At 70.2% G+C, this 21,536-nt stretch carries 20 protein-coding genes and 1 riboswitch; of the genes, 10 read left to right on the top strand and 10 right to left on the bottom strand.

Features of this window, described 5'->3' with window-relative positions; all coding sequences use genetic code 11:
• Positions 1–12 precede the first annotated feature (12 nt).
• The 3 genes from ASF68_RS04795 (at position 13) to ASF68_RS04805 (ending at position 2,578) form a co-directional block, all read left to right on the top strand.
• Positions 13–888, top strand: a complete 876-nt coding sequence (locus ASF68_RS04795) for a spermidine synthase (RefSeq protein ID WP_056007504.1) — start codon at positions 13–15, stop codon at positions 886–888.
• Between the two features lie 98 nt (positions 889–986).
• The gene (locus ASF68_RS04800; protein ID WP_056007508.1) at positions 987–1,553 is read left to right on the top strand and encodes a TetR/AcrR family transcriptional regulator; all 567 of its coding nucleotides are present in this window, start codon (positions 987–989) and stop codon (positions 1,551–1,553) included.
• The gene (locus ASF68_RS04805; protein ID WP_056007511.1) at positions 1,550–2,578 is read left to right on the top strand and encodes a diacylglycerol kinase family protein; all 1,029 of its coding nucleotides are present in this window, start codon (positions 1,550–1,552) and stop codon (positions 2,576–2,578) included. Before ASF68_RS04800 ends, ASF68_RS04805 begins: the two co-directional genes overlap by 4 nt.
• A gap of 84 nt (positions 2,579–2,662) precedes the next feature.
• Here the strand turns inward: ASF68_RS04805 and ASF68_RS04810 are convergent, their stop codons facing one another.
• The 3 genes from ASF68_RS04810 to ASF68_RS04820 are packed head-to-tail and all read right to left on the bottom strand — an operon-like array spanning position 2,663 to position 5,822.
• The gene (locus ASF68_RS04810) at positions 2,663–4,327 is read right to left on the bottom strand and encodes an FAD-binding oxidoreductase (RefSeq protein WP_056007513.1); all 1,665 of its coding nucleotides are present in this window, start codon (positions 4,325–4,327) and stop codon (positions 2,663–2,665) included.
• Positions 4,324–5,028 (bottom strand): 1-acyl-sn-glycerol-3-phosphate acyltransferase, encoded by a 705-nt coding sequence (locus tag ASF68_RS04815; RefSeq protein WP_056007516.1) that lies wholly within the window; start codon positions 5,026–5,028, stop codon positions 4,324–4,326. Before ASF68_RS04815 ends, ASF68_RS04810 begins: the two co-directional genes overlap by 4 nt.
• Positions 5,025–5,822, bottom strand: a complete 798-nt coding sequence (locus tag ASF68_RS04820) for an SDR family oxidoreductase (protein WP_056007519.1) — start codon at positions 5,820–5,822, stop codon at positions 5,025–5,027. The genes ASF68_RS04815 and ASF68_RS04820 overlap by 4 nt, the downstream gene beginning before the upstream one ends.
• Before the next feature lie 79 nt (positions 5,823–5,901).
• Between ASF68_RS04820 and ASF68_RS04825 the strand changes: the two genes are divergently transcribed.
• Genes ASF68_RS04825 through ASF68_RS04835 form a run of 3 tightly spaced genes read left to right on the top strand, consistent with a single transcriptional unit; the run spans position 5,902 to position 9,978 of the window.
• Entirely contained in the window at positions 5,902–6,804 is a 903-nt protein-coding gene (locus tag ASF68_RS04825; protein ID WP_056007521.1) for a hypothetical protein, read from the top strand.
• Positions 6,801–9,194 carry an SDR family oxidoreductase gene (locus ASF68_RS04830; protein ID WP_056007524.1) on the top strand — a complete coding sequence of 798 codons (2,394 nt, stop codon included), beginning with the start codon at positions 6,801–6,803 and terminating at the stop codon, positions 9,192–9,194. The genes ASF68_RS04825 and ASF68_RS04830 overlap by 4 nt, the downstream gene beginning before the upstream one ends.
• Positions 9,184–9,978, top strand: coding sequence for a hypothetical protein (locus tag ASF68_RS04835; RefSeq protein ID WP_056007527.1), 795 nt, complete (start codon positions 9,184–9,186; stop codon positions 9,976–9,978). The genes ASF68_RS04830 and ASF68_RS04835 overlap by 11 nt, the downstream gene beginning before the upstream one ends.
• Positions 9,979–10,041: 63 nt before the next feature.
• Here ASF68_RS04835 and ASF68_RS04840 read toward each other — a convergent pair whose 3' ends face one another.
• The 6 genes from ASF68_RS04840 to rsmI all read right to left on the bottom strand — a co-directional run bounded on the left by ASF68_RS04840 (position 10,042) and on the right by rsmI (position 16,393).
• Complete coding sequence (locus ASF68_RS04840) at positions 10,042–10,980, bottom strand: 4-(cytidine 5'-diphospho)-2-C-methyl-D-erythritol kinase (protein ID WP_056007530.1); 939 nt, start codon at positions 10,978–10,980, stop codon at positions 10,042–10,044.
• A 40-nt stretch (positions 10,981–11,020) separates the two neighbouring features.
• Entirely contained in the window at positions 11,021–12,088 is a 1,068-nt protein-coding gene (mgrA, locus tag ASF68_RS04845; RefSeq protein WP_056007533.1) for an L-glyceraldehyde 3-phosphate reductase, read from the bottom strand.
• Positions 12,089–12,097: 9 nt separating this feature from the next.
• Complete coding sequence (gene rsmA / locus ASF68_RS04850; protein ID WP_056007536.1) at positions 12,098–12,949, bottom strand: 16S rRNA (adenine(1518)-N(6)/adenine(1519)-N(6))-dimethyltransferase RsmA; 852 nt, start codon at positions 12,947–12,949, stop codon at positions 12,098–12,100.
• Between the two features lie 62 nt (positions 12,950–13,011).
• Complete coding sequence (locus ASF68_RS04855) at positions 13,012–13,917, bottom strand: TatD family hydrolase (RefSeq protein WP_056007539.1); 906 nt, start codon at positions 13,915–13,917, stop codon at positions 13,012–13,014.
• Entirely contained in the window at positions 13,914–15,494 is a 1,581-nt protein-coding gene (gene metG, locus ASF68_RS04860; RefSeq protein ID WP_056007542.1) for a methionine--tRNA ligase, read from the bottom strand. Before metG ends, ASF68_RS04855 begins: the two co-directional genes overlap by 4 nt.
• A gap of 41 nt (positions 15,495–15,535) precedes the next feature.
• Positions 15,536–16,393, bottom strand: a complete 858-nt coding sequence (gene rsmI, locus ASF68_RS04865) for a 16S rRNA (cytidine(1402)-2'-O)-methyltransferase (protein ID WP_056007544.1) — start codon at positions 16,391–16,393, stop codon at positions 15,536–15,538.
• A 66-nt stretch (positions 16,394–16,459) separates the two neighbouring features.
• Here rsmI and ASF68_RS04870 point away from each other — a divergent pair, with 66 nt between their 5' ends.
• Together ASF68_RS04870 and ASF68_RS04875 are read left to right on the top strand one after the other, a co-directional pair.
• The gene (locus tag ASF68_RS04870) at positions 16,460–18,022 is read left to right on the top strand and encodes a dolichyl-phosphate-mannose--protein mannosyltransferase (protein ID WP_235526755.1); all 1,563 of its coding nucleotides are present in this window, start codon (positions 16,460–16,462) and stop codon (positions 18,020–18,022) included.
• A gap of 10 nt (positions 18,023–18,032) precedes the next feature.
• Entirely contained in the window at positions 18,033–19,046 is a 1,014-nt protein-coding gene (locus ASF68_RS04875) for a YeiH family protein (RefSeq protein WP_056007549.1), read from the top strand.
• Between the two features lie 28 nt (positions 19,047–19,074).
• Here ASF68_RS04875 and ASF68_RS04880 read toward each other — a convergent pair whose 3' ends face one another.
• Entirely contained in the window at positions 19,075–19,398 is a 324-nt protein-coding gene (locus tag ASF68_RS04880; RefSeq protein WP_056011390.1) for a multidrug efflux SMR transporter, read from the bottom strand.
• 14 nt (positions 19,399–19,412) lie between these two features.
• Positions 19,413–19,476: riboswitch (guanidine-III (ykkC-III) riboswitch) on the bottom strand.
• Positions 19,477–19,596: 120 nt separating this feature from the next.
• On the opposite strand from ASF68_RS04880, the gene ASF68_RS04885 reads away from it, so the two are divergent.
• The gene (locus tag ASF68_RS04885; RefSeq protein ID WP_056007552.1) at positions 19,597–20,886 is read left to right on the top strand and encodes an O-acetylhomoserine aminocarboxypropyltransferase/cysteine synthase family protein; all 1,290 of its coding nucleotides are present in this window, start codon (positions 19,597–19,599) and stop codon (positions 20,884–20,886) included.
• A gap of 124 nt (positions 20,887–21,010) precedes the next feature.
• Positions 21,011–21,529 (top strand): CoA-binding protein, encoded by a 519-nt coding sequence (locus tag ASF68_RS04890; protein WP_056011393.1) that lies wholly within the window; start codon positions 21,011–21,013, stop codon positions 21,527–21,529.
• Positions 21,530–21,536: the final 7 nt, after the last annotated feature.

A 21,536-nucleotide genomic window follows, 5' to 3' on the forward strand; every position in this document is an offset into this window, starting at 1 on the left:
TAGGCTGCACAGGTGGCTCTGTTCTCCCGTTCCCGCCGGCTCCCGCTCGACCAGCGCGACGCGCGGCTCACCCTCCTCGACAAGCGCATGCAGCGTTACGAACTCTCCGTCGACGACATCCCGCAGTCGGTCGTGTCACTCACCGACCCGCGCTCGCTCGAGTACCCCTACATCCGGCACATCGCCCGCGTGATCGACGCGGAGGGCCCGGCCGGTGAGCCGCTCATCACCGTGCATCTCGGGGCCGGGGCGCTGACGCTCCCCCGCTACGTGCAGGCGACCCGACCGGGCTCTCCGCAGCTCGTCGTCGAATTCGAGCCGGAGCTGTACGCCGCGATGCTCGAAGCGCTCCCGCTGCCGGAGGGTTCGCGCGTGGAGGTCCGGTTCGGCGACGCCCGAGCCGTGGCGGACGAGCCGGTCGACGACATCGCGGCCACCGCCGCGGACGGCACGGTGTGGCGGGACGCCAAGGTGACCGTCGTCGACCTCTGGGATGCGGCGGTGATCCACCGTCGGGTCGCGAGCCTCGAGTTCTACCGTCGGGTCGCAGCGCGGTCCGCAGCCGACGGTGTGATCGCGGTCAACCTGCTCGACGGCAGCCCCTTCGACTACGCCAGGCGCCAGGCGGCGACCCTCCGGACCGTGTTCGCGCATGTGGCCGTCGTCCTCGACTTCGACCCGGTCGACGACGAGGGGCCGCTCGGCAACGTCGTCGTCTTCGCGAGCGACGCACCACTCGCTGCCGTGACGCACCCGCAGCTCTTCGGCGCGCCGGCCCCCGAGCAGCTGCACGGTGACGCACTGACGGCGTGGATCGACGGCGCGGCGGTCATGACCGACGCCGACGGCGAGGACTCCCCCGACCCCGACGACCCACGCTGGGACTGACGGCCGTCCTTTGCACCCCCATCCGATTGCGCTACGGTGGGCGTAGCGCAATCGACCGATCCACCCGGAATCGGCTCTCGCGCGGAGGAGGTTGGTCGGTGCCGGTCTCCCGACGCGTCTCCCGAGCGCAGCAGATGAGCGACCGCATCCTCGACGCAGCCCTCGACCTCATGCGCTCGCGCGGCTCGGTCGCCGTCAACATCGAGGCGGTCGCCGAGACCACCGGTGTCGCCAAGACGACGATCTACCGGCGGTACCGCAACCGCTCCGAACTGCTCACGGCGGCCGTCGCCCGCGCCATGGAGACCCCGGTCGAGATCCCCGAGGACCTGCCGACGTACGAGACGTTCACCTGGCTGCTCCACGAAGCGCGCGCGATGATCGAGGACGTGGTCGGCCGTGGCACGATCGCGTCGATCCTGCTCCAGGACGATCCCGAGTTCTCCACCCTGCTCCGGGACCTCACCCGCAACCGTGCTCGTGCCCTGTCGAACCTCGTCGACGAGCGGATCTCCACAGGAGATCTCAAGCCCGGTCTCGACGGCCGGCTCGTCGCGACCCTCCTGCTCGGCGCCGTCCTCGGTCAACTCGTCCGCGGCGCCGACATGGACGACGACTGGGCGGACCAGGTCCTCTCCGTGCTCTGGCCGGCACTCGCGGCATGAACCCTCGCAGCGCCAGACCGCACGCCGCGGTCGTCTACAACCCGACGCGCGTCCAGCTCGAGCGTCTCCGCCGCCTCGTCGACGACGCCGCGGACGACGCCGGCTGGGGCCCGACGACCTGGATCCCGACCCGCGAGCGGTCCGCCGCCGTCGAACAGGTCGCCGAGGCCCTCGACGGTGGCGCCGCACTCGTGATCGCAGCGGGCGGCGACGGGACCGTCCGCGAGGTCGCCGGAGCCATGCGTCACACGCGGACACCGTTCGCCGTGGTCCCGCTCGGCACGGCGAACCTCTTCGCGCGGAACGCGGGCATCCCCATCGACACGGCCGCAGCCGTCCGAGCGGCCTTCACCGGGGAGGAACGCCGCATCGACGTCGGGTCGATCGAGTACCGACGCGTCGACGGCGTCCAGCGGAGCACCCCGTTCCTCGTGATGACCGGCTTCGGGGTGGACGCCGACATGGTCGCCTACGCCGATCCCGTCCTCAAGCGCCGGTTCGGCTGGGTCGCCTACGTCGGCCCGATCGTCCGGGGACTCTTCCGTCGGGACCGGCCGCGCTTGTCCTGGAAGGTCGACGGCGGATCGATGCGCAGCGCGCGGACCCACACGATGTTCGTCGGGAACTGCGGGACCGTCTCGGCCGGACTCGACGTCCTGCCCGACGCATTGATCGACGACGGCGTCCTCGACGTCCTCATGGTGCGCTCGCTCGAGGGATGGGACGGGGTCCGGGTGACCCGCTGGCTGCATCGCGCGAACAACCCCGTCGCCCGGTTGACGAGGTCGAAGCTCGCGCGGCCACGCCCGCGGCCGAGCGCCGTCGAGACGGCCGGTTCCGCGGGCGGCGCGGTCCGCTACCTGCGGGCGGAACGGCTGGACGTCACGGTGTCACCACCCGCGGCGTTCCAGGCCGACGGCGACGGCATCGGCCTGGTGGCCGCGGCACGCGTGACCGTCGACGCCGGCGCACTGCTCGTGCGCCTGCCGGTGACGACCTCGCGTTCCACCCGCCTCGGGTCCTGAGCCGCCCTTCGACAGGCTCAGGGACCGGAGGCGGCTCAGGGACCGGAGGCGGCTCAGGGACCGGAGCGCGGTCCCGGACCGAGCTCAGTCGGCGAGGATCTTGCCGGGGTTGAAGTTCGATCCCGGGTCGGCGCTCTCGAAGAGGCCACGCATGATCGCGACGCCCTCGCTCGAGATGTCCTGTTCCATCCACGGAGCGTGCTCGACACCGACCGCGTGGTGGTGCGACAGGGTCCCGCCGTGGTCGACGAAGGCCTGCTGGATGGCCGACTTGACCTGCTCGTACTCACCGATGGGGTCGTCGCCCGTGATGAACGCGAAGGTGAAGTACAGGCAGGCACCCGAGTGGTACGAGTGCGAGAGGTGGCACATGATCCAGCCGTGCACGCCGAGCTTGTCGTAGGCGGCGTTGGCGGCGTCGTTCGCGGCGTCGTAGACCTCCTGCAACCGCGACCACGGTGCGGCCGTCTCCGAGACGTCTGCCGCCGCGCCACGGTCGAGCAGGAAGTCGCGGAGGTAGGGGGTGTCGAACTTCTTCTGGTCGTACAGGGCACCGGGGCCCTTGCCGACGCCCATGCCGCCGTGCTTCCGGACGATCGAGCCGACGAGGCCCTTCTCGTACCGGACGTGCGAGGCGCTGCCCTCGTAGCCGATGAAGGAGAGGCACAGCTGCTCCAGGTCCCAGCCGCGGGCCGTGAGGACCTTCATGAGGCCCTTGGTCACCTGCGCCGAGACGCCGGTGCTGGCCTTGCGGGTCGCGAGCGAGAAGCCGCTCTCCCGGGCGTTCGACACGCGCGTGACGGACGGGCTGGCGTCGCTCTCCGCGATCTCGTGCATCGCGGCGAGTCCGGCCTCCCAGGTGGGGAAGAAGTAGCCGAGGACCTCGCGGACCGCCGGCGTGCGGTGGACCTGCACCGTGACCTCGGTGATGATGCCGAGGCGGCCCTCGCTGCCGATGATCATCTCGCGGACGCTCGGTCCGGTGGAGGCGCTCGGAACCGGACGGATCGCGACGATCCCGTTCGGCCGGACCATGCGCAGGCCCTTGGTGATGTCGGCGATGTCGCCGTACTTGTCGGACTGCATGCCCGAGGAGCGCGTCGCCACCCAACCGCCGAGGGTCGAGTGCGTGAAGCTGTCGGGGAAGTGGCCCATCGTCCAGCCCTTGGCGCCGAGCTGTTCCTCGATCGACGGCCCCTGCGCACCCGCCTGGATGGTGGCGAGGCCGGAGCCCTCGTCGATCGACAGCACGCGGTCGAGGCGGCCGAGGTCGAGGGAGATGATGACCCGCTCCTCCGTCGGCTGCGGGTCGAGCGAGCCGGCGATGTTGGTTCCGCCGCCGAACGGGATGATGACGGCGTCCGCGGCGACGGCCGCCGCGACCACGGACGCGACCTCGGCCTCATCGGCCGGGTACACGACGAGGTCGGGCGTCCGCGGAAGGTCGTTCGCACGGATCCGGAGCAGGTCGCGGATGCTCTTGCCGTAGGTGTGGACGACACGTTCCTCGTCGTCGGCCGTGACGTGGCCCTGCCCGACGAGCAGCGAGAGCTCGGCGATGAACTCCTCGGTCGCGCGCGAGGCCGGGACGGTGAGCTCGTCGAAGCTGAGGTGCGACTGCGCCGGCTTCCTCAGGTCGAGGCCGACGGCCTGCTTCACGAACGGCGCGAAGTCCGGCTTGTTGCTGTGCTCGAAGGCGACACCCTCGACACCCCAGCCCCACCACTTCATGTGCTCCACAGACGTCATCCGGCTTCCTTTCGTGGTGTGTCGATCGACAGGTGTGCTTCCGGCTCGACCGAGGCACGCAGGGCCACGATCTCGGCGACGACGCGGTCCATGAGCTGGACGGGCGTCTCGTTCGGTTGCGGGTGGATCGGTCGCCCGAAGACGACGCTGACGGGCGGCCGTCCGGGGACGGGCCAGTTCCGGCCCTTGGGCATCGCGGCGTGGGTGCCGAGCACGGCGACCGGGAGGCAGGGGATGCCCTGACGGGTCGCGAGGGCCGCGGCGCCGGGCTTGAACCGGCCGAGCTCTCCCGTCCGGGACCTGCCGCCCTCGGGGAAGATGAGGATCGGGACGCCGCTCTCGAGCAGCTCCCTCGACACACCGGCCCGCTTGCGGTCGCCCGAACGGTCGACCGGGAAGGCGTTGAAGAACAGGGCCGCGAACAGTCGGCGGGCGGGGACGTCGAAGAAGTAGTCGGCCGCGACACCCGCGGCGAGGAAGCGCGAGAGTCGTCGTGGCATGGCACCGACGACGAGCGGCGCGTCGAGGTGGGACTGGTGGTTCGCGACGACGATGAACGGACCGTCCACCCCGGTGAGACGCTCGCGGCCTGTGACGCGGACGCGAGTCAACGACCAGACGAGCGGCTTCAGGAGGAGGCGCTGGGCGACAAAGCGCGCGTTCGCGTGCAGGGATGAGGTGAACCGCGGCTCTGCGGTCATCGGTGGGCTCCTGACTGGGCGGCGTTCGCGGCACGACGACTCGACGACATCCGGCCCGAGATCCACCGGATCGAGGATCGGGGCGCGAACTTGACGAGGGCCATGAGCGATTTGAATCGGAGGCTCGGGATCGACACGACGACGCCACGACCGGCGTCGCGGAGGGCGTCGTCGACGAGTCGGTCGACGTCGACCCAGAGACCGGACGGGATCGAACGGGTGCTGATGCCGGCGCGGTCGTGGAACTCGGTGCGGACCCAGCCCGGGCAGAGTGCCGTGACGTGCACGCCGGTGCCGGCGAGTTCGACCGCGAGCGCCTCGGTGTAGGTCGTGACGAATGCCTTGACCGCCGAGTACCCGCCCGTGGTGATGAACCCGGCGGTGCTCGACACGTTGAGGATGGTGCCGCCGCCGCGTTCCCGCATGGCTCGGGCTGCGGCGCCCGAGAGCACGGCGACACTGCGGCACATGACCTCGATCGCGTTGTCGAGCTCGCTCGTGTCGGGATCCGTCAGCCGCGCGTGCACCCCGAAGCCGGCGTTGTTGACGACGACGTCGATCGGCGCTGCGGCGTCCTCGATGCGGGCGGCGAGTCGTGCGACGTCGGCGCGGTCGGAGAGGTCGGCGGAGATCACCTCGACCGTGCGTCCGGTCGCGCTGAGCCGTTCGGCCGACGCCTCCAGACGCTGTGCATCGCGGGCCACGAGCACCAGGTCGAAGCCCCGCCCGGCGAGCGCCGTGGCGAACGCGGCACCGATGCCGGAGGTCCCACCGGTGACGAGAGCTGTAGCCATGTGGATCAGAATACGCTACGCGTTGCGTATCGTTGCAAGCTACAGTGATGAGGTCGGATCGTCACGGAACGGAGACGCCATGGTGAACCGGGAATCGCCGCGCCCAGCAGCACCCGCCGCCCTCGACGACGTCGAGCAGGAGAGCGCCATGCTGCGCCCCGCCCACGGGTTCAGCGTCCGCGACTACGCCACCTCGGCGGTCGGTAGTCGTCGCAAGGAGATCGAGGCGGAGGACTTCTCCTCCACGCCACTCTCCCCCGAGACGGTCGCGCTGCTCCGGGCCCTCTCCGACATCGAGCGCGCGACGATGCAGTACCTGCGCGGTGTGCTCGTGACGCCGACCCACAAGGACGCCAGGGTGACCGCGTTCCTCATCACCTGGGCGTACGAGAAGTACTGGATCACCGACACCATCGACACGGTGCTCAAGGCGAACGGCACACCGCGGGTCAAGGTCCGCGCGACCGGGCTCCGCCGCACCCTCAGGGGTGTGAGCGACCGGTTCACCCCGATCGGTCAGGCCCTCATCGCGAACGTCCTCGGTGAGGACATCATCGCGTGGCACATGACGATCGGGACGATCGACGACCTCATCACCGCTGCGGCCTACCGGGCCGTCCGCGAGCGCGCCGCCCACCCCGGCCTCGACCGCCTCATCGACGAGATCCTCGAGACCAAGGCACGCCACCTGGAGTTCTTCAGCGCCCAGGCCGGCGACCGGCTCGCCGCGTCGCCCCGCGCGCAGGGCATCACCCGCCGCCGCATCCGCTCCGCCGTCTGGCCGACCGGATCCGACGTGACGGGTGCCCGGCAGACCGCTCGGTTCGCCGCACTCGTGTTCCGCAGTACCGCCACCTGGAGCGACCCGGCGGTGATCGGGATCGACGCGGCCATCGACGCGCTCCCCGGTCAGTCGGGCCTCCATCTCGCCGCCAAGCTCGCCCACCGTGGACGCCACGGAAGCACCGAGGAGAACCGATGACCGACGCCACCACCCCCGACGAGGCTCCGCAGCCGGAGCCGACCGCGAGCACGGCACCGTCCGTCTCGCCCAGCGCCCTCGACGGCGCCCACGTCCTCGTCACGGGCGGCACCGGCTTCCTCGGGCAGGCCGTGCTCGAGCGCCTGCTGGCCGACCACCCCACCACCCGGGTCAGTCTGCTGATCCGCAAGAAGGGGTCCGTCCGCGGGAGCGATCGACTGCAGACCCTCCTCCGGAAGCCGGTGTTCAAGGCCTGGCGCGAGCGCGTCGGTGCCGAGGCGGCCTCGGCCATCGTCGCCGAGCGGGTGAACGTCATCGAGGGCGGACTCGACGAGATGGCGCTCCCGTCCGACCTCGACGTCGTGATCCACAGCGCGTCCACCGTCTCCTTCGACCCGCCGATCGACGAGGCCTTCGCCACGAACGTCGGGGGCGCGACCACCCTCTACGCGGCGCTCGCCAAGAGCGGCGCGACCCCGCACGTCGTCCACGTGTCCACGGCCTACGTCGGTGGGACCCGCAAGGGCATCCAGCCGGAGCGGAGCCTCGTGCACGACGTGGACTGGCGGGCCGAGGCCGAGGCGGCACGCTCCGCCCGGGTCCGCGCCGAGGAGTCCTCCCGCCGGCCCGAGGTCCTGCGGAAGCTCATGCAGACCGCTCGCCGGGATCACGGCAAGGCCGGCCCGCAGGCGGTCTCGACCGCCGCGGAGGCCGCACGGATCGCCTGGGTCGACGCCCGGCTCGTCGCCCACGGTCGTGCCAGGGCGGAGAGCCTCGGCTGGACGGACGTCTACACCTTCACGAAGGCAATGGCGGAACGCGTCGCCGAGGAGCGTTGGGCCGGCACCGGCAACCGACTGTCCTTCGTCCGCCCCTCCATCATCGAGAGCGCCCTCGCGCACCCGTTCCCCGGCTGGATCGACGGCTACAAGGTGGCGGATCCGCTGATCATCGCCTACGGCCGAGGCCAGTTGCCCGACTTCCCCGGCCTGCCGGACAGCGTCCTCGACATCATCCCCGTCGACTTCGTCGTGAACGCCATCCTCGCCGCGGCCGAGACCCCTCCGGAGCCCGCCGCCCCGCGCTACTTCCAGGTGAGCTCCGGCGCGAGCAACCCGCTGCCGTTCCACAAGATGTACGCGAACGTGCACAGCTACTTCACGGAGCACCCGATCCCCGCCGACGCCGGCGACATCAGCGTGCCGACCTGGAACTTCCCCGGCGGCCGCGCCATCGAGCGCTCCATCGACCGCCGGCAGAAGGCGACGAGCGCCGCGGCGCGGATCGTGTCGCACCTCCCGGCCAACGCACGGACCCGCGGCTGGCAGGACCGCATCCGCAAGGCGTCGAGCGACCTCGGGTCGCTCCGCGACTTCACGGGGCTCTACCGCTCGTACGTCCAGAGCGAGATCGTGTTCGACGACCGTCGCACCCGCGAGCTCCACGCCTCGCTCACCCCTGAGCAGCAGGCGGACCGCGGCTTCGACGTCACGACGATCGACTGGGACGACTACTTCCAGCGGATCCACTTCCCGGCCGTCACCACGCTGACCCGCGCGTTCGCGAACCGCAAGGCCGGCGCGGCGAAGCAGCAGAAGATCCTCCCCGTGCGGGACGACGTCCTCGCGGTGTTCGACCTCGAGGGCACGGTGCTCGCCTGGAACCTCATCGAGCAGTACCTGTGGTTGCGGCTCGCCGCGACCTCGCGCTCGCGGTGGCCCATCGAGATCGCCGCGCTCGGCGCGTCGATGCCCGGCTACATCGGTGCCGAGCTCCGCGATCGCGGCGAATTCATCCGCACCTTCATGCGTCGCTACGAGGGCGTCGACGTGGCGCAGCTCGAGCAGCTCGTCCGAGGCGGGTTCGGCAAGGCGGTCCGCTCGCGACTGCTCCCCCAGGCGCTCGAACAGATCGCCGCGCACCGCGCCGCCGGTCACCGGACGATCCTCGTGACGGGCACGATCGACCTCATGGCCGCTCCCCTCGCACCATTCTTCGACGAGGTCGTCGCCGGTGCGATGCACGCCGAGAACGGTCGCCTCACGGGGTACCTCGACAGCCCGCCGCTCGTCGACGAGGCCCGCGGCGCCTGGCTCACGCAGTATGCGGAGCAGCACGGGATGGACCTCGCCCACTCCTACGGGTACGGCGACTCCCACGCCGACGCCGCCTGGCTCCAGCTGGTCGGCAATCCCGTCGCCGTGAACCCCGACCACACCCTCTACCAGCTGGCGCAGGCCGGCCGGTGGACGGTGCGAGAATGGGCACGAACCACCGGGGGCGTCCGCTCCGAAGACGAACTGACCCGCGCACCGCGCCCCGCACAGCCGAGAGGAGAGCGGACGGCCGAGGACACGATCCCCGACCGCCCCAACGCACATGGCGTTTGACATCGACAAGTTCACCGAGACGAGCGTCTCGGTGAACTGGAGCGACCTCGACTTCGACGAGTTCAAGACGAATCCGCTCCCCGCTTCCACCCTCCGCAGCCTGCGGTACATGTGCGACATCGAGTACCACACGGTCTGCTACCTCCGCGACATGCTCATGACGCCGTCCCACGAGGACGACGAGGTCGGCGCGTTCATGACGATGTGGAACCGTGAGGAGTTCTGGCACGGTGAGGCACTCGCCGCCGTCCTGGCCGCCCACGACATCACCGTCGACTTCGACGAGCTCAAGGCGACGCGTCTGAAGCTCGGCTGGAAGGACCGCCTCGACCCGATCAAGCAGTCGATCCTCGGCAACCTCGTCGGCACCGACTTCATCGCCGTGCACATGAGCTGGGGTGCGGCCAACGAGTGGTCCGCCACGGCCGCGTACACCCGCCTCGCGCAGCTGGAGCGGCACCCCGTGCTCTCCGTGCTCCTCAAGCGCATCGCGAAGCAGGAGACCCGCCACGTGGCGTTCTACGCGAGCCAGGCCAGGGCCCGCCTCGAGTCGTCGAAGAGCGCCCGCCGCCTCACCCGCTTCCTGCTCCGCAAGGTGTGGGGCCCTGTGGGCTCCGGCGTCATGCCCGACTCCGAGGTCACCCACGTCATGGGGCACCTGTTCGGCGACGAGGACGGTCTGGCGGAGGTGCGCCGCATCGACGGTCACATCGCGAAGCTGCCCGGCATGGAGGGGCTCACGATCATCGAGAACTCCCTCCGCGTGCGAGGCGTCGCGGCCTGAGCCCGTACGACGGAACCCCGGTCGGATCACCGACCGGGGTTCCGTCGTCCGCGGAGGTATGCCTCAGCTCTGCGAGACGATGCGGGCGCCGTGGACCGGCCCGTGTGCCCGGATGGTCTTCAGCCCGGACGAGGCGAGCGTGACCTGCAGTTCCAGGGCGTCGTCGGTGTCCGCGGCGAGGAAGGCGATGGTGGGACCGGAGCCCGACACGAGGCTGCCGAGCGCACCCTGCGAATCACCGAACTCGAGGACCTCGCCGAGCACGGGCCGCAGTTGCAACGCGGCGGCCTGCAGGTCGTTGTAGAGGACGTCGCCGAGCAGGTGGGCATCGCCGGCCCGAAGCGCCTGGAGCACCGCCGCGTCGACGGTCGGCTGGCGACCGGACGGCGAGATGTCGAGGATGTGGCGGGCGCGGTGCGCGTCGAGCTCCTGGTAGACCAGCGGCGTCGACATCCCGAAGTCGGCGAGCGCGAGGACCCACTCGAACTGCCCCTTGGCGAGCGCGCTGCTCAGCTGGTCGCCGCGACCGGTGCCGACGGCCGTCCCGCCGAGCAACGCGAACGGCACGTCAGCGCCGAGACGCGCGGCCAGGGCCAGGAGCTCGTCCCGGCTGCGCTCGGTGCCCCAGAGGGCGTCGCAGGCGAGCAGGGTGGCTGCGGCGTCCGCCGAGCCACCGCCCATCCCCCCGGCGACCGGGACGTGCTTCTCGATCTCGAGGCGCACGCCGCCACGGAACCCCGTCCGCCTCGCGAGCGCCTTCGCGGCGCGGATGGCCAGGTTGCTCGTGTCGGTCGGCACCCCGGAGACGTCGACGGACCCCGAGAACGAGACGCTGAAGTCATCGGCCGGGTACGCGTGCACGTCCTCGTACAGGGAGATCGCCTGGTAGGCGGTCGCGACGTCGTGGTAGCCGTCGTCCATCACGTCGCCGACCTTCAAGAAGACATTGATCTTCCCCGGTGCGCGCACGTGCACGTGCTTGAGGATGGCCTCGGTGGTCATTGTTCCAAGTTAGTCGATCCGGGAACCGCCCCGGACCGCCCTACTTGTCCGAGGAGTCCGCCCAGATGTTGACGTCCGCGCCCTCGGCGAGCCGGTCGATCTCCTCGAGCTCCTCGGTCGTGAACGCCGGCCCGTCGAGCGCGGCGAGGTTCTCGTCGAGCTGCTCCGGCCGGGAGGCGCCGATGACCGCGGAGGTGATCGCCGGGTTGTTCAGCACCCAGGCGAGGGACATCTGCGCGAGCGTCTGGCCACGCTCGGTCGCGATGTCGTTGAGGGACCGCAACCGTGTCGCCATCTCCTCGCTGACCTGACGGTCCGGCAGTGACGGACGGTTCGTGGCGCGCTCCGCCGGGCCGTCCCCGAGGTACTTGTCGGTGAGGAGGCCCTGCGCGAGCGGCACGAAGGCGATCGCGCCCAGCCCGGTCTCGGTGAGCACCTCGGTGAGTCCGTCCTCCACCCAGCGGTTGAGGATCGAGTACGACGGCTGGTGGATCACGAGGGGGGTCCCCAGCTCACGGGCGACGGCGTGCGCGGCCGCGGTCCGTTCGGCCGAGTACGACGAGATGCCGACGTACAGCGCCTTCCCCGAGCGCACGATCGCGTCGAGCGCACCGACCGTCTCCTCGATGGGCGTCACCTCGTCGACCCGGTGGGAGTAGAAGATGTCGACGTAGTCGAGGCCCATACGCTCCAGGGACTCGTCGAGGCTCGCGGTCAAGTACTTCTTCGAACCGAAGTTGCCGTACGGGCCTGGCCAGAAGTCGTATCCGGCCTTCGAGGAGATGATGAGCTCGTTGCGGTACGGGCCGAAGTCCTCGCGCATCATGCGGCCGAAGTTCGTCTCCGCCGAGCCGTAGGGCGGCCCGTAGTTGTTCGCGAGGTCGAAGTGGGTGATGCCGTGGTCGAACGCGTGCCGGAGGAGGGCACGTTGTCCGTCGAACGGCCGGTTGTCGCCGAAGTTGTACCAGAGGCCGAGCGAGATCGGGGGCAGGAAGAGCCCGGAGGTACCCACCTGGCGGTAGTCGTTCCGCGCGTAGCGGTCGTCCGCCGCGGCGTACGGGCGGTGGATGTCGGGGACGTTCAGCGGGAAACGAGCATCAGCGGTCATGCACCAACGCTATCGCCCTGCGCGGACGATCGACAGGAAGTCGTGGACGGTGAGTTCCTCACCGCGCGCGGTCGGCTTGACCCCGGCGGCCTCCATGCGCTCCGTGGCCGCCTGCGAGCTGCCGAGGACGTTGCCGAGCGCCTGGCGGAGCATCTTCCGGCGCTGCTGGAAGGCGGCGTCGATGAGCGCGAAGGTCTCGACCCGCTCCTGCTCGGTGCCGATCACGTCGCTCCGTCGTTCGAAGCCCACCAGCACGGAGTCCACGTTCGGGATCGGCCAGAACACCTGGCGGCTGACCTGTCCGGCGATGCGCCACGCCCCGTACCAGGCGGCCTTCGCGCTCGGCGCGCCGTAGACCTTGCTCCCGGGGACCGCGGCCAGTCGGTACCCGACCTCCGCCTGCACCATGACCACGCCGGCGGTGAGCGAGGTGAAGTGTTCGAGGAAGTGCAGCAGGACCGGCACGGAGATGTTGTACGGCAGGTTGGCGACGAGCCGGTTCGGCGACGCTGGCAGTTCCTCGATGCGGAGGGCGTCCTCGTGGACGACCGACAGCCGGTCGATCATGCCCGGCGCCATCTCCCCCACCGTGATCGGGAGCTGCTTCGCGAGGCGACCGTCGATCTCGACGGCGACGACACTCGCGTCGGCTTCGAGGAGGCCCAGCGTGAGCGATCCGAGTCCCGGACCGATCTCGACCACCACGTCGCCCGGCGCGACATGGGCGACCGAGACGATCTTGCGGACGGTGTTCGCGTCGATGACGAAGTTCTGACCGAGCTTCTTCGTCGGCGTCACGTCGAGCAGGGTGGCGAGGTCTCGGATCTCGGCGGGGCCGAGCAGTGCGACGGAAGCGGTCATCCCCCCAGTATCCCCGATCGCCGGTGGCCCCGATCGCGGCGCGGCTCCAGGCCGCCCAACGGTCAGTCGGACCAGGGGCCGTAGACCCGCTCCGTGTTCGTGGCGAGCTGCGTCGCGAACCCCTCGAGGTCTGCACCGAGGTGCGCGGCCATGCCACGGACCGTGTGGGGCAGCAGATAGGGGGCGTTGGGCCGACCGCGGAACGGCGCCGGTGTGAGGTACGGCGCGTCGGTCTCGACCATGACGAGCTCGCGGGGCATGACCTCGAGCGCCTCGCGCAACGGGGCGGCGTTCTTGAACGTCACGGTGCCTGCGAACGAGGCGTACCAGCCGTGCTCGGCACAGAGCGCTGCGAGTTCGCGGCCCCCGGAGAAGCAGTGGAAGACGGTGCGCTCCGGAGCCCCGACGCGCAACAGGGTCTCGACGACCTCGTCGTGGGCGTCGCGGTCGTGGATCTGCAGGGCGATGCCGTGCCGCTTCGCGATCGCGATGTGCGCCTCGAAGGAGGCGAACTGCGCGGCTCGGCCATCGTCCTCGGTGCGGAAGAAGTCGAGGCCGGTCTCGCCGACGGCCCGGACGCGGGGCTGGGCCGCCAGGCGGTCGATCTCGGCCAGCGCGTCGTCGAGCGTTCCCGCGCGGTCGAGGTCCGGAGCGTCGTTCGGGTGGATCGCCACGGCCGCGAGGACGCGCGGGTCGCTTGCCGCGAGCGCCGCCGACCAGCGCGAGGTCTCGACGTCGGTGCCGACCTGCACGATCCCGCGGACACCGACGGCGAGCGCGCGGTCGAGGTGCTCGGTCGGCGTCAGCGGCGCTTCGCCGTCGGCGTGCTCGAGGTGCGTGTGGTTGTCGTACACGGCCACCGGCAGCGGCTCGGGGCTCTCCGGGTAGCTCAACTGCTTGCGCTCCCCCGCCTCCCGCTGCCGCAGATGCGGAGTGGCGGCTGGATCCGGTGCGACGGCCCCGCTCATTCCGCGACGGCCTCGATCCGCGGGAAGAGCGGCTCGAGCCCGGCCACCGTGGTGCCGGCGGGGACCTGAGCCCAGGTGCCGACCTCGCTGATGCGCTGCGCGCCGAGCTGACCCAGGGCGTCCTCGACCCCGAGTGCGGTCCAGAGCTTGGTGGTCGCCTTCGGGACGAAGGGGTGCAGCAGGACCGACAGGGCGCGGAGCCCTTCGACCGCCGTGGCGAGGACGGTGCCGAGGCGTTCGCGCTTGGCCTCGTCCTTCGCGAGCGCCCACGGCTCCTGCTCGGTGATGTAGCCGTTCAGCTCGTCGACGATCCGCCAGATGGCGGCGAGCGCGTCCTGGATGGCGAGTCGCTCGATGGCGGCGTCGGCGTCCGTAGCGGCGCGGGCGACCGTCTGCTGGATCGCGACGTCGGCAGGCTCGGCGGGGCCGCTCGGCGGCACGACACCCTCGAAGTAGCGGGTGACCATCGCCAGCACGCGCGAGGCCAGGTTGCCGAAGCCGTTCGCGAGTTCGGCCTGGTAGCGCGCCGAGAGGTCCTCCCAGCTGAAGGAGCCGTCCTGGCCGAAGGCGATGGCGCGCATGAAGTAGTAGCGGAACGCGTCGGAGCCGAAGGTGTCGGTGATCTCGCTCGGGGCGATCCCGGTGAGCTTCGACTTCGACATCTTCTCACCGCCGACGAGCAACCAACCGTGACCGAAGACACGCTTCGGCACCTCGAGTCCGGCGGCCATGAGCATGGCCGGCCAGATGACGGCGTGGAACCGCAGGATGTCCTTGCCGACGATCTGCGTGGCCGGCCAGCGCTCGGCGAACGCCTCCTCGTCGGAGCCGTAGCCGGCTGCGGTGATGTAGTTGAGCAGGGCGTCGAACCACACGTAGACGACGTGGCTCTCGTCCCACGGGACCTTGATGCCCCAGTCGAAGGTGGAGCGTGAGATGGAGAGGTCCTTCAGGCCCTGGCGGACGAACTGGATGACCTCGTTGCGTGCCGATTCCGGCTGCACGAACTCCGGTCGCTCCTCGTAGAGGGCGAGCAGTCGCTCGGCGAAGTCACTCATGCGGAAGAAGTAGTTGCTCTCCTGCAGCAGCTCGACGGGCTTGGAGTGGATCGCGCAGACGAGCTGGCCGACGTACTCGCCGGTGCCCTGGACGAGGTCGCTCTCCTGCTTGTACTCCTCGCACCCGACGCAGTAGTAGCCCTCGAACTCGCCCGTGTAGATGTACCCGGCGTCGTACAGACGCTGCAGGAAGAGCTGGACGTTCTGCTCGTGGCGCTCGTCGGTCGTGCGGATGAAGTCGTCGTTCGAGATGTCGATCGTGTCGAGCAGCGGGTACCAGGACTCGCTGACGAGGCGGTCCGCCCACTCCTTCGGCGTCACGCCGTTCGCGGTCGCCGTGCGCAGGATCTTCTGGCCGTGCTCATCCGTCCCGGTGAGGAACCAGGTGCGATCGCCGGCCTGACGGTGCCAGCGCGCGAGGACGTCGGCGGCCACCTCCGTGTACGCGTGCCCGATGTGCGGAGCATCGTTGACGTAGAAGATGGGCGTGGTGATGTAGAACGAGGTGCCGTCGGCCATGGGGTCAATCCTAGGACGAGCGGGCACCGCGCTCGTGCCTGTTACGACGTGGGGCGCCGCTCCGAGCCCGGTGCCGTCTTCGGCGGGCGTGCAGCCAGGGCCGCCTGGTAGAGGTCGCGCTTCGACAGGCCCGTGGCCTCGGCGACCTCGTTCGAGGCGTCCTTCAGGCGCATACCTGCGGCCACGAGAGCGAGCACCTGCTCGAGCGCGGTGTCGGGATCGGCCTCGACGGCCTCGGCACCGGCGATGACGACGCAGATCTCGCCCTTCACCCCGCCCGAGGCCCAGACGGCGAGCTCGGCGGCCGTTCCGCGCTTGACCTCTTCGAACAGCTTCGTGAGCTCCCGACAGACGGCGACCCGGCGGTCGCCGCCGAGGACCGCCGCGACGTCCTCGAGCGAGGAGGCCAGGCGGTTGGGCGATTCGAAGAACACCATCGTGCGTGGTTCCGTCGCGAGGGCGCGGAGGGCGCTCCGACGGTCGCCCGGCTTCCGCGGCAGGAAGCCCTCGAAGGTGAACCGGTCCGTCGCGAGCCCGGAGACGGCGAGCGCCGTGACGACCGCGGACGGTCCGGGGATCGCTGTGACCTGGACGTCCGCCGTGGCGGCCGCGTCCACGAGGTGGAACCCGGGATCGGACACGGTCGGCATGCCGGCGTCGCTCAGGACGAGCACGTCGGTCTCGCGGGCGAGCTCGACGATCTCGGCGGCACGCTCCCGCTCGTTGTGGTCGTGCATGGCGATGAGTCGGGGGCGCGACTCCACGCCGAGCGCCCGCAGGAGGTGGATCGCCGTCCGGGTGTCTTCGGCGACGATGACCTCCGCGGTGGCCAACGCCTCGCGGAGTCGGGGCGACGCGTCGCCGAGGTTGCCGATGGGGGTCGCGCCGAGGATGATCACCGGACCAGTCTCCCACCGGCCGGGTGGTTAGATGAGACGGTGTCGGTCGATCTCCTGGAACCCCCCGTGACGGGATCGCGCCTCGACCGTTGGTGGGAGCGGATGCTCCGCACCGAGCGCCGCCGGAAGCTGTGGATCTGGGGCGGCCCCGCAGCCGTCACCCTCCTCGCCTTCGTCCTCCGGTTCTGGAACCTCGGCCACCCGCACTCGCTCGTCTTCGACGAGACGTTCTATGTGAAGGACTCGTGGTCGTTGTGGCTGAACGGGTACGAGAGCACCTGGCCGGACGGGGCGGACGAGGGCTTCGCCAACGGCGACGCCGGTGACCCGAGCACGAACCCGTCGTACGTCGTCCACCCGCCCCTCGGCAAGTGGCTGATCGCCCTCGGCATCGCCGTCTTCGGCATCGACGACAGCACCGGGTGGCGGATCTCCACCGTCATCGCCGGCACCCTGGCGGTGCTCCTCGTGATCCTGATCGCGAAGCGCCTGTTCACCTCGTCGATCCTCGCGGTCCTCGCCGGGTTCCTGTTCGCGATCGACGGTCACGCGATCGTGATGGCGCGGGTCTCCCTGCTCGACAACTTCGTGATGCTGTTCGTGCTGGCGGGGTTCGGTGCGATCCTGCTCGACCGCTCCTGGCATGCGTCCCGACTCGCCGCCAAGCTCGCCTCGAGCCGTTCCGGTGGCGCGGAACCGGCCTGGGGTCCCGTGCTCTGGTGGCGCCCCTGGCTGCTCGCCGCCGGGATCGCGTTCGGTGCGGCGACGGCCGTCAAGTGGAACGGCCTGTACTTCCTCGCCGCGTTCGGCCTGTACGTCATCGTCGCCGACCTCCTGCTCCGCCGCCGCCTCGGGCTCAGCCTCTGGGCGAGCGCCGCGGTCCTCAAGCAGGGTCCCGTCTCCTTCCTGACGATGGTCCCGGTCGCCGCGGTGGTGTACCTCGCGAGCTGGTCGGGGTGGATCCTCACCTCGGGCGGCTACGACCGGCAATGGGCGAACGCCGTCGGCAACGGGTGGACCGGCACCTTCGCCTGGGTCCCCCACTGGTTCCAGAGCCTCGTCCACTACCACCAGAGCGCGTACGGCTTCCACGTCGGGTTGAGCACACCGCACCCGTACGCGGCGAACCCGCTCGGCTGGTTGCTCATGATCCGGCCGACCAGCATGTACTACCAGTCCCCCGCGATGGGGACCGACGGCTGCGCCTGGGACGCCTGCTCCTCGGCCATCACCTCGATCGGCAACCCGCTCATCTGGTGGGGAGCAGCCGTCGCTCTCGGCTACTGCGTCTACCGTCTGGTCCGCTACCGCGAATGGCAGGTGGGGCTCATCGTGCTCGGCGTCGCGGCGGGCTACCTCCCGTGGCTGCTGTACTTGAACCGCACGGTGTTCCAGTTCTACACGATCGTGTTCGAGCCGTACCTGATCCTCGCGCTCGTCTTCGCGGTCGGGAAGATCCTCGGGTCCCGTGATGATCCGGAGGAACGCCGGGTCGCCGGTGTCGGGGTGATCGGCGTGTTCCTGACGATCACCACGCTCCTGAGCATCTTCTGGTACCCGCTCTGGACCGCGATCACCGTCCCGTACTGGTTCTGGCACCTCCACGCCTGGTTGCCGTCGTGGGTCTGACGGGCGGTCGGTGGTGAAGGCCATCCCCGGCGTGCTCGTCGCCGGTGCCGCGGCACTGCTCGCCCTCGGGTTGCACACCCTCGTGCCGGTCGTGCCACTCCTCACCGCGAGCGTCCTGCTCGGGATGGTCACGGGCCAGTTGCCGGCCTTCCAGCGGCTCGCGAGCGGCGTGCTCAAGCCGGGACTCGGACTCAGCGCGAAGCGGCTCATGCGGATCGGGATCGTGCTGCTGGGGCTGAAGCTCAGCCTCGTCGACATCGCCGGACTCGGCTGGGTGACCCTGGCGACCACCGTGGCCATCGTCGTCATCACCTTCTTCACCACCCTGTGGCTCGGCAAGGCGATCGGCCTCACCGGCCCGGAACCGTTGCTCATCGCGACCGGCTTCTCCATCTGCGGTGCCTCGGCGATCGGTGCGATGAGCGGGGTCGTGAAGGCGAAGGACGAGGAACAGGCCACCCCGATCGCGCTCGTCACCCTCTGCGGCACGCTCGCGATCTTCGTCCTCCCCGCGCTCCGCGGACCGCTCGGCCTGACCGACGAGCAGTTCGGCCACTGGGTGGGTGCGAGCGTGCACGACGTCGGCCAGGTGGTCGCGACCGCGCAGATCGCGGGGACGAGCGCGCTCGCCGTCGCCGTGGTCGTCAAGCTCACGCGCGTCGTCCTGCTCGCGCCCATGGTCGCCGCCGCCGCGACGATCGAACGCCGCCGACTCCAGACCGTGTCGGCCGGAGCCGGCGGGGGCGCGGACGGGACCGCCACCGCTCGACCGCCGATCGTCCCGCTGTTCGTCGCCGGCTTCATCGCGGCCGTGCTCGTCCGCACGCTCCTGCCGGTGCCCGAGGTCGTCCTCGACGTCGCGGACGCCGCGCAGACCGCGCTGCTCGCGATGGCGCTGTTCGCGCTCGGCGCGGCGATCCGGGTGCGGACGCTCATCACCACCGGGTGGCGGGCGCTCGTCGTCGGCCTCGGGTCGTGGCTCCTCATCGCCGTCCTGGCGCTCGGAGCAGTGCACCTGTCCTGACGCCCTGCGGCTCGCCGAGCTGCTCGGGCTAGTGCTCCCCGCCCACGAGCTTGAGGCCGATGACGCAACCGATGAGCCCGAGGATGAGCAGCACCTTGACGACGGACAGTTCCTCACCGCCGAAGACCATGGCGTAGCCGACGGTAAGCGCGGCACCGATCCCGACCCACACGGCGTAGGCGGTGCCGACCTGGATGTCGCGCATGGCCCAGGCCAGGCCCGCCATGCTGAGGACGAGCGCCACGCCGAAGGTGACGGTGGGCCAGAGCTTGGTGAAGCCCTCGGACTTGCCGAGCGCGGTGGCCCAGACGGCCTCCAGGACACCCGATGCGATGAGCACGATCCATGACATGACGATCACTCCTCAGTGGTCAGTCTTGTCGCGTTCCGGGTACTGCGCCCTCGTCCGGCAACCCCATCGGGGCTGTGCCCGTCACGATACGCGTCCGGCCTGGGCAGGCGCTGGGCACGGTGATGGACGGTCGGGAGCAATGCGTCCTTCTGTTGCAGCAGGGCCGAGCCCCGCGTGGCGCTCGGGTAGCGTGAACGCATGGCAGATCGTGAGTATGGCTTCCGCACGCGTGCGATCCACGCGGGCAACATCCCCGACCAGGTGACCGGCGCCCGCGCGCTGCCCATCTACCAGTCGAGCGCCTTCGTCTTCGACGACACCGCCGACGCCGCCGCGCGCTTCGCCCTGCAGAAGTACGGCAACATCTACTCCCGTCTCGCGAACCCGACGGTCGCGAGCTTCGAGGAGCGCATCGCGAGCCTCGAAGGCGGTCTCGGTGCCGTCGCGACGGCCTCCGGTCTCGCCGCGCAGTACATCACCTTCGCCTCGCTCGCCGGGCAGGGCGACCACATCGTCGCCTCGGCCAACCTCTACGGCGGGTCGATCACGCAGCTCGACGTCACCCTGCGACGCTTCGGCATCGAGACCACGTTCGTGCAGTCCTCCGACGCGGCCGACTACGCCGCCGCGATCCAGGAGAACACCAAGCTCGTCTTCGCCGAGACGGTCGCGAACCCGTCCGGCGAGATCGCCGACATCGAGGGTCTGGCCGACGTCGCCCACGCCCACGGCATCCCGCTCATCATCGACTCCACGATCGCCACGCCCTACCTCAACCGTCCGATCGAGTGGGGTGCCGACATCGTCACGCACTCCGCGACCAAGTTCCTCGGCGGACACGGCACGACGCTCGGTGGCGTCGTCGTCGAGAGCGGCCGGTTCGACTGGGACTCCGACAAGTTCCCGCTCTTCGGGCAGCCGGTGCCGAGTTACGGCGGGCTGCAGTGGTCGGGGAACTTCGGCGAGTACGCCTTCCTCACCCGCCTCCGTGCGGAGCAGTTGCGCGACATCGGCCCGGCGCTCGCGCCGCACTCGGCCTTCCTGCTCGCGCAGGGCGTCGAGACGCTGCCGTTCCGCATCCAGGCGCATGTCGACAACGCGCGGATCGTGGCCGAATGGTTGGACGCCGACCCGCGCATCGCCGCCGTCAACTGGGCCGGACTCCCCGCCCACCCGCACCACGAGCGGGCGAACAAGTACCTACCGAAGGGGCCGGGCTCCGTCTTCAGCTTCGAGGTGAAGGGTGGTCGCCAGGTCGGTCAGAAACTCATCGAGTCCGTCGACCTCGCGAGCCACCTGGCGAACATCGGCGACGCGAAGACGCTCATCATCCACCCGGCGTCGACCACGCACGCCCAGCTCTCCGACCAGCAGCTCGTCGATGCAGGCGTGCTGCCCGGCATCGTCCGACTGAGCGTCGGCATCGAGGACCCGGACGACATCATCTACGACCTCGACCAGGCCCTCGCGGCCGCGGTGAAGGAGTAACGGCATGAGCACTTCGACAAGCTCAGTGACCGGGCAGGGCAAGACAGTGACCGGGCAGGACGAGACAGTGACCGGGCAGGACGCGACGGAGACCGTCCGACTCACCAACGGGCTCACCTGCTCGCTGCCGGCGAGCTCACCCCTCGCGAAGCTCCTGCGATCCCAGCGCACCTGGGTCGGACCGGACGCCAAGGCCCGCCTCAAGCTGCTCCGTGAAGCGAAGTCCGTCGCCATCGTCGGCGCCTCCCCCAACCCCGCGCGCTCCTCGTACTTCGTGGGCACCTACCTGCAGCAGTCGAGCGACTTCCGCATCTACTTCGTCAACCCGAACGCGACCGAGATCCTCGGGCAGCCCGCGTACCCCGACCTCGCGTCGCTCCCCGAGGTCCCCGACATCGTCGACGTGTTCCGGAAGGCGAGCGACATCCCGCAGGTCATCGACGAGGTCGTCGCCGTCGGCGCCCCCACCGTCTGGGTCCAGCTCGGCATCTGGAACCAGGAGGCAGCCGAGTACGGCGAGTCGAAGGGTCTGAACGTCGTGATGGACCGCTGCATCAAGGTGGAGCACGCCCGCTTCCACGGCGGCCTGCACCTGCTGGGCTTCGACACCGGGCAGATCACCGCCCGCAAGACCCTGCGGTAGCCGTCCC

The sequence above is a fragment of the Plantibacter sp. Leaf314 genome (assembly GCF_001423185.1).
Lineage (GTDB): Bacteria > Actinomycetota > Actinomycetes > Actinomycetales > Microbacteriaceae > Plantibacter.